The sequence below is a fragment of the Sunxiuqinia sp. A32 genome (assembly GCF_052690465.1).
In genome coordinates this window covers 65552-77237 of sequence record NZ_JBQYLI010000009.1, presented here as the reverse complement: position 1 = coordinate 77237, position 11686 = coordinate 65552, and the positions used below count along the sequence as shown (strand labels likewise).

The following is an 11686-nucleotide window of genomic DNA, read 5'->3' as shown; positions in this document are numbered from 1 at the left end:
CTAATTTTACTTAAACTTTTTCGTTTAAAAAAGAAAGGATGAATTACATTGACTTAATTCTTGGTGTTTTATTGTTTATCGCCGCTATTAGAGGTTTCGGAAGAGGTTTTGTTTCGGAAGTTGCTTCATTAGTAGCGCTGGTTCTGGGTATTTGGGGAGCATTGCGGTTTTCACACCTTACAGGTCAGTTTCTGGTTGAAACTTTTGATTTCCAATCAAAATACATGGGACTGATTTCATTTTTTGTCACTTTTGTTTTAATTGTTGTTGTAGTTCAGTTGATTAGCCATGCCGTTGAAAAAATAATTGATTCTATTGCCTTGGGTTTTTTGAATCGTTTGGCAGGATTGTTATTTGGAATTATTAAAACTGCATTGATCTTGAGCGTAGTGCTGATTGTTTTTGATGAAGTTGATGAAAACGTGGGGATTCTTCCGGAAGGCAAAAAGGATGAGTCTCATATATATGGACCATTAAAAAATTTAGTTCCAACCATTTTCCCATTTGTCAAGTTCTGGGACGAATTTGATTATTTTGAAAAGGATGGGAATAATCAAAAACACAATAATGAGAAAGTGGCTTAAGAAGGAAAAAGTTCCTGTTTCAGAATTAGAAAAGCATGCATGTCTTAATTGTGAATATATTTTTAAAGGGCATTTTTGTCCTAATTGTGGGCAATCTGTAAACGAATTTGATCGTCCTTTTGGTTTTATCTTTTATGATTTTTTGGGGAATGTGGTTGCCTTTGATTCAAGGCTATGGAAAACATTTCTCAACCTGATCTGTCGTCCGGGATTTTTAACGAAAGAGTTTTTTAAAGGGAAAAGAGAAACTTATGCTCCTCCATTCAGGGTATATATTTTCTTAAGTTTCATCTTGTTTTTGTTCTTACAAATAGCAACTAGCAGAAGCTTAACTACAGCGTTGGATTATTCGTTCAATGACCCTTCGAAAGCTGCTGATTCGGAATTGCTTAGTGGAACTGATTCACTTGCTGTTGATTTAAAAGTAGTCGATCAGCCGGATAACTCAAAAACTGTCAGCTTCGATATTGATTGGTCAAAAGTGCTTCACCAAGAAAATTTGAAAGCTTCTTTGTCATCCATTGCCAGTCAGTTGGAAGAACGCCTGAAAGTTACTGATGACGAGGATAGTCGAAGAACTTTAGTTGTGCTTATTGATATTTGTCGATCTCCTGACCAGTTGATGACCAGGATTCTGAAATATCTGTCATGGGCCTTCTTTATTTTACTACCTGTATTCGCCTTGTTGTTTAAGTTGTTTTACATCCGGAGGAAGGTGAATTATATCCGGCATCTGGTGTTTTCAGTTCATTTTCACTCGTTTCTTTTTCTTGTCTTTGCTTTAATTATTGGTGTAAATCTAAGCTTTAGCGGTTCTTGGACATGGTATCTGCTGTTTTTATTGATGCTATTACCTGTCTATTTGTTCATTGCCATGAAATCGTTTTATGGGCAAGGGGTTTTTAAGGTATTTTTGAAAGGTACTTTAATTAGTATATTATATAACCTGATCGTTCTAATGGCATTTAGTTATGTGGTAATGAACGCTATTTCGAACCTTTAAATTTTGACCTCATTTGAGTTCAATTAAATTAATGTGAGTTATTCCTCTGATGACTTGGGATCATTTTATATCTTTGCCGAAAATTTTTTGAAATGAACTTTGTTGAAGAATTACGCTGGCGAGGCATGCTGCATGATATGATGCCCGGAACCGAAGAACAACTTAAAAAAGAAATGACAACTGCATACGTTGGTTTTGATCCAACGGCTGATTCACTGCATATTGGTAGTTTAGCTCCTATTATGTTGCTGAAAAGGTTTCAAATGGCAGGTCATAAACCAATCGCCTTAGTTGGTGGTGCAACTGGAATGATCGGTGATCCATCGGGTAAATCTCAGGAACGTAATTTGTTAAATGAAGAAACCCTTGAAAAAAACCTGGCAGGAATTCGCAAGCAACTTTCTAAATTTCTTGATTTTGAAAGCGGTTCAGAGAATCAGGCGTTGATGGTGAATAATTACGACTGGATGAAAGACTTCAGTTTCCTGGAGTTTATTCGTGATATTGGCAAGCACATTACTGTTAATTACATGATGGCTAAAGAGTCGGTGAAAAAACGATTGAACCCGGATGCAAAAACAGGCATGTCATTTACTGAATTCACCTACCAACTGGTTCAGGGATATGATTTTTTGTGGTTGAATCAAAATATGGATTGCAAACTGCAAATGGGTGGATCTGATCAGTGGGGAAATATTACCACTGGAACGGAATTAATTCGCCGTAAATCAGGAGGTGATGCCTTTGCTTTGACTATCCCATTAATTAAAAAAGCTGATGGAAGTAAATTTGGAAAAACTGAAAGTGGAAATGTTTGGTTGGATCCAAAATTGACTTCACCCTATAAATTTTACCAGTTTTGGCTAAACACCTCTGATGAGGATGCTGAGTCTTACATCAAGATTTTTACGCTTTTGCAAAAGGATGAAATTGATGAGTTGGTAAAAAAACATCTGGAAGCTCCTCATGCAAGGGAATTGCAAAAAAGATTGGCTGAAGAAGTTACCGTGATGGTACATTCTCGTGAAGATTTTGAAATGGCCGTTGAAGCATCCCAGATTTTGTTTGGACGCGGTACGGCTGAAAACTTGAAAAAGCTGGATGAAGATACTTTCTTATCTGTTTTTGAAGGTGTGCCTCAGTTTACAATTTCAAAAGACAAATTGTCCGCTGGAATTAATGTTGTTGATCTGTTGGCTGACGAAGCAACCGTATTCCCTTCGAAAGGTGAGTTGAGAAGAACCATTAAAGGGAATGGACTTAGTATTAATAAGGAAAAAATCAATGATCAGGAGCTTGTTGTAACACCTGATTTCCTGATTGGTGAAAAATATATTTTGGTTCAAAAAGGTAAGAAGAATTACTACTTGCTTATCGTTGAATAATTAAATATAAAATTACTTTAGCTTTCATACTAAACAAAGAGGAATCACGTTGAAAGATTACGGTCAAACATCTATACTCTTATGAAAAATATATTTGATAATCAGAACCTTTTTGTTCTTATTTGGAAGTGGAAAATTCATTTTATAATTGTTGGTATTGTAACAATTATTGTTTCCGCAATTTTTTCATCGCCGTATTTCATCACGCCACTTTATAAATCTGAAGCAAGAATTTATCCGGTAAATACTACTTCATACTCAGAAGAGTCGGAAAGCGAACAGATGGTGGAGATTTTCAATTCTACGGATATTAAGCGAGAGGTAATCGAAAAGTTCAATTTGCCAGAGAGGTACGAGATTGAAATAGATGATCCGTATTTTCAGACCAAGATATTGAAAGAGTACAACGATAAGGTTACTTGTAAAAAGACAGAGTACGAGTCCATTGAGTTGGAAGCATTGGATCAAGATCCACAGGTTGCCAGTAGTATTGTTGATTCAATAATTGTTTTTTACAATCGAAAAGTACAATCCATTCGCAAGCAAAAATACGAAGAAAGAGCTCAGTCTTATTCGAATGATTTGGTAAGGAAAACCAAGGAAATTAGTTCGATCGCAGAAAAGATGGGCGAGCTAAGGCAAAAGTATGGTTTGTTGGATTATGAAATTCAAACAGAGCAAATAACGCAGGGTTACATGACCGCACTTGCCGAAGGAGCTTCCGATAGGGCTGTTACAAACATAAAAAGTATAATCAGCAATCTTGAAGAAAAAGGTGGAGAGTATTTTCTTCTTCAACGCGAAATGGAGGCGCTCGAGATACAGCGTGACACAATTAACCGACGGCTGGATAAAGCTTTAAGTCAAGTGAATAAAAAGGAAACGTACACAATGGTTGTAGAAGAACCATTTCCTGCAGATAAGAAATCATATCCAACACGCTGGCTGATTGTTTTGGTGAGTCTCATTGCTACTGAATTTTTAGCACTTCTGTCTATTTATATTATTGAAGGCTTGAAAAATCAAAAATCATAATTTCGTTGAGTAATCGAACGAAAATAATTCTCTTTTACAGTGTTTCAGCAATCTTCTTAATTCTGAACCTGTACTTTATTATTTCCAGGGATACTTTGCTTGTTAGTTTGTTGCCTGTTGCATTGGCATTAATTTTTGTAGCGATATTCCAATTGGATGTTCTGTTGCTGAGTATTGCATTCTTTACACCACTATCACTTCCTCTTCATGATATTGTTGAAGGTCTTGATTTTGATATGTATCTGCCAACAGAGCCGCTGCTTGTTGGTATTTTGGTGCTTTTTATTTTTAAGCTGATTGAGAATAAAGGATATGATAAAAAGGTACTTAGCCATCCAATCACTCTGGCGCTTTATTTCTATCTAGGCTGGATGTTGATAACCGCACTGACAAGTACAATGCCAATAGTTTCCTTGAAATTCTGGTTGTCAAAGCTCTGGTTTCTGGCTGCTTTTTATTTTCTGGGAATTCAACTTTTTAAGAATACGAAGAATATTTATCGTTTTGTCTGGCTTTATTGTATCGCATTTATTATCGTTATATTTTATGCATGGTCAAGGCATTTTGGCTACGGCTTTCACAACGATCAAGCCGCCCATTTTGTAATGAATCCTTTTTATAAAGATCATACCTCGTATGGGGCAATGCTTGCTTTTTTCATTCCTTTTCTATCAGGATTAACATTTTATAAGCAATTTAAGCCGGCTATGCGATTTTGGGGAGCAGTTATTCTTTTGTTGTTTCTGGTGGCGTTGATTTTATCATATAGCCGTGCGGCGTGGTTAAGCTTACTTGTGGCCGCTATGGTTTGGGGAATTATGAAACTGAAAATAAGATTTCGACCTTTATTTATCACCGGATTGTCAATTTTGGCAGTCGTTCTCGTTTTTCAAACTCAAATTTTGATGATGCTGGAGCGAAATGATCAGGAGTCGTCAGCAAACTTGGGGACGCATATTTCATCAATGACAAATGTAACCACCGACGCGTCAAATTTGGAAAGGATCAATCGATGGAGTTGCGCCTACCGAATGTGGGAGGAAAAGCCTGTTTTTGGGTGGGGACCAGGAACATATATGTTTCAATACGCGCCATTCCAACTTACCAAACATCGGACAATAATCAGTACCAATTCTGCAGATCGAGGCAATGCGCATAGTGAATATTTAGGTCCGCTTGCTGAATCCGGGGTGATTGGAATGCTCAGTTTTATATTCCTTGCAATCATGATTTTATACGTGGGAATTCACACGTATACCCGTGCCGAAGAGCGGGAGGTGAGAATGATTATTCTTTCAGCCATAACGGGAATTATAACTTATCTGATACATGGGTTCCTGAATAATTTTCTTGATACAGATAAGGCCTCTATTCCTTTTTGGGCATTTGTTGCGATTATCGTTGTATTTGATCTTTATACCCGAAATCAACTAAAAAATGCTGACAGTAAATTGTCATCCAATAAATAGATCGGTAATGTTGTAACCGAAAAAAGCCCGGTTTCCCGAGCTTTTTCTATCTTCTTCAGAAAATATTATTTCTTAACACGTTCACTATATGAACGATCGCGAGTGTCGACCTTGATGATGTCTCCTTCGTTAATAAAAAGCGGGACCATAATTTCCGAGCCAGTTTCCAAGGTAGCTGGTTTCAGTGCAGTTGAACTTGCAGTGTTTCCTTTTTCTCCAGGAATGGTAGCTGAAATTTCAAGTTCCACAAATGGAGGAAGTTCAGCAGTCAGAGGAGTTTCTGTTTCAGTGTGAAAGTTAATTTCGATCATCTGACCGTCTTTCATTAAATCAACGTTTTCAATTAATTCAGGATCTATAGAGATTTGTTCGAATGTTTCAGTATGCATGAAATTACATCCCATATCATCTTTATATAAAAATTGATAAGGTCTTCTTTCAATACGAACGGTTTCCACTTTTACTCCAGCGTTGAACGTATTCTCGATAACTTTACCGGTTTTTACATTTTTCAACTTTGTGCGGACAAAAGCTGCTCCTTTGCCTGGTTTTACGTGCTGAAACTGCACGATGGTGTACAGCTGTCCATTGTAGTCAATAGTCAGTCCATTTCTAAAATCTGATGTCGTAGCCATATGTCAAATATAAATTAGTTTCAAATTTGGCTGCAAAAGTACACATTTATGACGTATTTAGCCAAAACTGAAATATTTAAAATGTGTGGGAGATAGATATTTAGCGGAAAATCAATTGCATGCCATCTCTTTTTAACGATCTCAATTCACATTTCAGTGAGCCTACACGCAAGTCGAATTCCAGCAATAATGGTACTTTATTAGAATCTTTGGAGATGTATAATTTTAAACCATCAGAACGTTTTAAAACTTTTCCTTTTTTTACTCTTGGTGATACCACATGGCAGTTAATCTCACCAATATCGGTATAAACCTTATCCGTTCCCAGGTATTTTACGGTCATCATAAAATCATCGCCTGCATGATATACCGGGACTTCAAATTCTTCCCCTTTATCCAACTTATCGAGTAGGTTGTTTTGTCGCATGTAAAAAAATACACTCAGGATGTCGACTAAGCCTTCACGCACTTTTCGACCACCAGACTTTTGACTGTATATGGAATCATTTTCGTGGAAGAAATAAGTTTCGTTATACGATTTGTAGCTTTGTTCCTTAACATTTCGGATTGCCATGTACGGCAGGTAATTTTCAGGATTCACAAAACTTTCATAAATGTCATAAACTGGGAAAAGCTTCTCTGTCAACCCAACCGTTTTTGCCTCCATGTAATAATGAATACTCTGCTTATCTTGAAATATGGTATCATTTGCTTTTAGGATAGCCTCTCCTCCCCGAATGAAGCCAAATCGGATATTGTATTCCAGTTCCTCTACGATTTGAGCATTAGATTGAAAAGTTGTAAAAAGCAGAAATATGAAGATTATCTGTTTCATCTGTTTAATATGTTCTTTTTGGGAATTCCTGCTATGAAGTCTTTTAGATAAAAAGGTTCAAAATAAGCAAGATCCTCAAAATCATTGTTTTCAAAAGCTTTGTGCGAGAGTGTAAACATAAACTGTGCCGAAGTTTGGATGCCAGGTACGAAAATGGCATTTTCATGATTGATGTGTTTCTTGCATTTTTCCGACCCATTACCAAAAAATATCAGTTTGTTTTTTGTAAGTAATTCGCGAAATGAGTTTTCGTCAATTATTTCTGCCGACACATTTTTGTGTTCATCTCCATCCTTATCGTAAATGGCATTGTAAACTTCCATTCTTCTTGCATCAATCATCGGACAAAATAGTAATGACTCAGATTTATCTAACCCATATTTTTCAAGATTATTGCTTATGTGATCACTCATTGCAGCAAGCGAGCTAATAGCAATTAGAGGAATATTGTTAGCGTAGCATAACCCTTTTGCAAGAGATACTCCAATTCTTAATCCTGTATATGATCCGGGGCCTTTACTGATTGCTATTGCATTGAGCTGATTGAAATTCAGTTTATTTCTATCCATGATGTCTTTTGCAAAAACACTTAACAACCGAGCATGAGTTTGCCCATCAAAATTTTCAATCAGATCGATCAAACTACCATCATCACTTAACGATACACTACAAACTTCTGTTGATGATTCCAGATTTAGGATTAATGCCATTGTGTGAAATTTTTCCGCAAAATTAAAATATTAACACGAAATATAATAAATATGTTTCACGGCTTAATTAATTGTAACATTGTTAGGAAATATTCAAGTCTTAATGGAGGATGAGATACATTTTTTATTAGTTTTATCAATCGCAAATAGCACTCCTATGTATCGAACAGTTATTATAGATGACGATCAGTTAGCTATTCGGGTATTGACTCGGATATTAAATCAAAATTTCCCGGAAGTAAATATTCTTGGGGTAGCTGATTCTGTCGAGGCAGGTGTTCAGTTGATTAATAAAGAGAAGCCAGACCTTGTTTTTTTAGATATTGAATTGCCTGATGGTACTGGTTTCGGCTTAATTGAGCAACTTGAGGAAGTTAATTTCAAATTGGTCTTCACCACCTCTTACAGTGATTATGCGATAACTGCTTTTAAATATTCTGCATTCGATTATATTGTGAAACCGGTTCTTTTGGAGAATGTTAATTCTACCTTGAATCGTATTAATGAAATTCCGGTTTTGCATGAAAAACAGCAAGTAGAACTTTTGAAGAATAGCCTTGGAAAGAAAGAGCCTAAGGGTGATGCAACAATTGCTCTTCCAGAAATGAATGGATTTGCAATTATTAAAGTTGATGATATTTTGCGGTGTGAAGGCGAACGTAATTATTCAAGAGTTTTTTATAAGAATGGAACTTCTGTTTTAATTAGTCGCACTTTATTAGAGTTTGATCAACTATTAGTGCCTCATGGATTTTGCAGAATACATCGATCACATTTAATTAATTTAGACTGCGTAAGTCGATACTTGAAAACTGATGGTGGAATAATAGAAATGTTGGATAAATCACAGCTTCGGGTATCTCCCAAATACAAAGAAGACTTGCTGGATAAGCTGCTTCACAATCGTTTATAAGCTAATGTCGGATTCTTTTGTATCCTTACTACCATTGTTTGATAAGCCTAAGTCGTGGTTTGATCATTGGCGTATTTGAAAATGAACTAAAGTCCTATATTTACCGATTGTTTTTAAAAAGGGACTTTAATTTATTAGAAGTTGCAGGACTTAAAAACAGAAGTGTACCAAATTCGGGGTAGACCTGCAAATTGTTAGTTGATGAATAGGCTTTTGCTTTTTTTCGTTTGCTTGATTGGGATTGTATCTAATGCATACTCTGCGAATATTCAATCTGTGGCTGATGGTGATTGGACCAATCCTGCAGTATGGGATTCTAACCCCAATTTGCCAACCATAAATGATAATGTTGCCATTGATGATGTGGTGACAATTCCTGACGGGACTACCGTTGATGTTTCCAGTTTATATATAGCCAGCAATGGCAAGTTGATTGTTGAGGGAACCCTGATTATTCATGGTAATTTTGATATGGCCAATAACTATCCAGAGATTATTACTGGTTCAAATGCGATGGTAATAATTTACGGAACTGCAACTTTATCTAATAAAGTTGTAATTAATCTTTCAAGCTACTTCGTTGTGTTTGGTGATTTTACAAGAAACGGTTCAGACAACCAGGGAGAAATTGATGTCTCGGAAGCCCATATATATGTGATGGGAGAGGTCGATTCATCGTGGGATAATTTTACAGGTTGTAATGGTGATTATGATGGAACAACCACTACTGAGGGAGACGTTTGTGATGCCGGTGGTTTTCAGGACTTGCTGGATCATGTGACCACCGATGATTTGCCCTCGGGAGTTTACGATGATTTGGTTGAGGCGAATATTACTGAGGTTAACACTCTCTCGGCCTCATCCTTGGAACTATGTTCGGGAAGTGGTACGGTTGACTTAATTATTTCAGATGCTGCTGCTTCCGTGATTCGTTGGTATAAAGATGGAGATGTAACTGATGGGAATGGTACATCACCCTTTACGATTTCAGAAACTGGAGTTTATTATGCAATCTATAAAAGTTCAGGAGCATGGTATAAGACAAATGAACTTGAAATTACAGTAGATTTGACCGATCCTGAAATTAGTTGTCCGGATGATATCAACGCCAATGTTACTCCTGGCACTTGTGGAGCCGTAGTTACTTATACTGCACCAGTAGGAACTGATAACTGTTCGGCAACAACAACGTTGATTTCTGGTTTAGGTTCTGGAGCAACTTTCCCAGGTGGAGTAACAACTGAAGTTTATGAAGTAATGGATGGTGCAGGTAATACAGCCCAATGTAGCTTCAATATTACAGTTACAGGAAATGAAGCACCTCGCTTGGATTGCCCTGCAGAAACAGTTTCCTTACAAGCAGATCTTAATTTGTGCACCACTACCTACGATTGGGAAACTGCCTTAAATATTGATGGCTGTAATGGTTACACCCTGAGTTGGTCAAGAGACGATGGAGTGATTCAAGACTCCGAAAAATTTAATTTTGCGGTTGGAACTACAGTGGTTGATGTAACAGTAACCGATAGTGGCAATGGCTTGCAAACTGTTTGTGAGATTACAGTTTTTGTTGATGAAAACCCGGATAATCCACCAGCGATAACAGCTCCGGACGATGTAACAGTTTACTGCGAAGATGCTGTTCCTGCCCAACTTGGTCTATCTTACTTTGAAACCAATGGTTTGGTTGATGATAACTGCGGTTACGAAAACAGTAGTTTCAGTGTGAACGATGTTTCCGTTAATAATCCCGACGGCTCACGAACAATCACCCGAACGTATTCAATTTCGGATTATGCCGGAAATCCTGTCAGTGATAATCAGATTATTACAGTTACCAATGATTTAGAAGTTAATACAGCTATAACAATTCTTCCGGGGTGTGTGGGCGAGCTATTGCAAATTACAGCAACAATTAACGGGTTTGGTTCCCCTGGCTATCAATGGCAGAAAAATGATGGTGGAGGATGGATTAATTTTGATGGTGAATCAACTGGTGATGCATTGGTCTTTGAAACCAGTTCTCACAATGAAAATGATCAATTCAGATTGGAAGTTAGCGAAGGAGCATGTACAGCATATTCTTCTCCATTAACCCTTGTTTATGACGATCAGGTTGCTCCGTTTTTTGATGCATCACTTGATTTCAACCAATCAATATGCATTCCAAACGGACAAGCATCAACTTCTGTAAGCGGCATTGGTTTGACAAATATCACTCAAGTTTCAGATAATTGTACGGCTTTCGAAGACCTCGTAATCACCTACGAAGTTAGAGGTGGCACAGAAGTATCTAGCTCGTTAACAGGGCAGAATGATGCCAGTGCTGTGGCATTCAATGTTGGAACTTCAACAGTTGTTTATACTGTAACAGACGAATCAAGTAATTCAGAGACCTATAGTTTTGACGTGGTAGTCAACAATGAACCATCATTGGGTTCAATATCTACTGATGGGAATTCTGGGGATGACGGTTCTGGGCATCGTCCGTTTCAGGGAACTCAGCATTCATACAGTATTGCAGATGAAGCGGGCTTCGATTACTCGTGGAGAGTTGAAAACAGCTTATCAACAGATATTACCAGTAGTCTTTCAGTAACAGGACAGGGAACAGCTGATTTCAGTGTTAACTGGGGAGCGAATTCGATGCCCGGCAGCTACAAAGTTTATGTTGTCAAGCAATCACAAACATCAGGATGTAACGATGAAACATATATTGATATAACAGTTATAAACAGTTTTAATCCAAAAGTTCAGGATTTTGGAGATGCCTGTCATGAAGTTACAGGAGTAACCATTATGGACTTTAAAGTTTATTTGGAGCCGGGGACAAGAGTGGCGACAGAATGGTTATTTGATTGGTCATTATACCTGGATGGAGGGGGAACGCCCGTTCAAACGGGGAGTGTTAATGTTGACGATACTGATCAATCTACGGTGAGCATTACAGTGGATGTTGGTGATGGAAGTGAGAAGAACTATCGTTTTGAAATTACCAATGGAGAAGATTCACTAGGCAATACAGATAATAATAGCACAGACAATCAAGATTTAGTCAAGATATTTTCAAAACCGGATATCGGTTTTTAATCAAGAAAAATTGAAATAAAAAATAGT

Annotated in this window: 10 protein-coding genes; 7 read left to right on the top strand and 3 right to left on the bottom strand. The window is 37.3% G+C overall.

The window, feature by feature from the left end; all coding sequences use genetic code 11:
- Positions 1 to 38 precede the first annotated feature (38 nt).
- From ACUNWD_RS11010 to ACUNWD_RS10990, 5 genes are all read left to right on the top strand, one after another.
- Entirely contained in the window at positions 39 to 584 is a 546-nt protein-coding gene (locus ACUNWD_RS11010) for a CvpA family protein (protein WP_445587860.1), read from the top strand.
- Entirely contained in the window at positions 568 to 1587 is a 1020-nt protein-coding gene (locus ACUNWD_RS11005) for a DUF3667 domain-containing protein (RefSeq protein ID WP_445587859.1), read from the top strand. The genes ACUNWD_RS11010 and ACUNWD_RS11005 overlap by 17 nt, the downstream gene beginning before the upstream one ends.
- Before the next feature lie 92 nt (positions 1588 to 1679).
- On the top strand, positions 1680 to 2972 hold the full coding sequence (gene tyrS, locus ACUNWD_RS11000) for a tyrosine--tRNA ligase (protein ID WP_445587858.1): 1293 nt from the start codon (positions 1680 to 1682) through the stop codon (positions 2970 to 2972).
- 81 nt (positions 2973 to 3053) lie between these two features.
- The gene (locus ACUNWD_RS10995; protein ID WP_445587857.1) at positions 3054 to 4007 is read left to right on the top strand and encodes a Wzz/FepE/Etk N-terminal domain-containing protein; all 954 of its coding nucleotides are present in this window, start codon (positions 3054 to 3056) and stop codon (positions 4005 to 4007) included.
- 5 nt (positions 4008 to 4012) lie between these two features.
- Positions 4013 to 5476, top strand: a complete 1464-nt coding sequence (locus tag ACUNWD_RS10990; protein ID WP_445587856.1) for an O-antigen ligase family protein — start codon at positions 4013 to 4015, stop codon at positions 5474 to 5476.
- Positions 5477 to 5541: 65 nt separating this feature from the next.
- On the opposite strand, the gene efp is transcribed toward ACUNWD_RS10990, so the two are convergent.
- The 3 genes from efp to tsaB form a co-directional block, all read right to left on the bottom strand.
- On the bottom strand, positions 5542 to 6111 hold the full coding sequence (gene efp / locus ACUNWD_RS10985) for an elongation factor P (protein WP_445587855.1): 570 nt from the start codon (positions 6109 to 6111) through the stop codon (positions 5542 to 5544).
- A 100-nt stretch (positions 6112 to 6211) separates the two neighbouring features.
- Positions 6212 to 6946 (bottom strand): DUF3108 domain-containing protein, encoded by a 735-nt coding sequence (locus tag ACUNWD_RS10980; protein ID WP_445587854.1) that lies wholly within the window; start codon positions 6944 to 6946, stop codon positions 6212 to 6214.
- Positions 6943 to 7656 (bottom strand): tRNA (adenosine(37)-N6)-threonylcarbamoyltransferase complex dimerization subunit type 1 TsaB, encoded by a 714-nt coding sequence (gene tsaB / locus ACUNWD_RS10975; RefSeq protein ID WP_445587853.1) that lies wholly within the window; start codon positions 7654 to 7656, stop codon positions 6943 to 6945. The genes ACUNWD_RS10980 and tsaB overlap by 4 nt, the downstream gene beginning before the upstream one ends.
- 157 nt (positions 7657 to 7813) lie before the next feature.
- Here tsaB and ACUNWD_RS10970 point away from each other — a divergent pair, with 157 nt between their 5' ends.
- Together ACUNWD_RS10970 and ACUNWD_RS10965 are read left to right on the top strand one after the other, a co-directional pair.
- On the top strand, positions 7814 to 8569 hold the full coding sequence (locus ACUNWD_RS10970; RefSeq protein ID WP_445587852.1) for a LytR/AlgR family response regulator transcription factor: 756 nt from the start codon (positions 7814 to 7816) through the stop codon (positions 8567 to 8569).
- Between the two features lie 201 nt (positions 8570 to 8770).
- Positions 8771 to 11659, top strand: coding sequence for an HYR domain-containing protein (locus ACUNWD_RS10965; protein WP_445587851.1), 2889 nt, complete (start codon positions 8771 to 8773; stop codon positions 11657 to 11659).
- Positions 11660 to 11686: the final 27 nt, after the last annotated feature.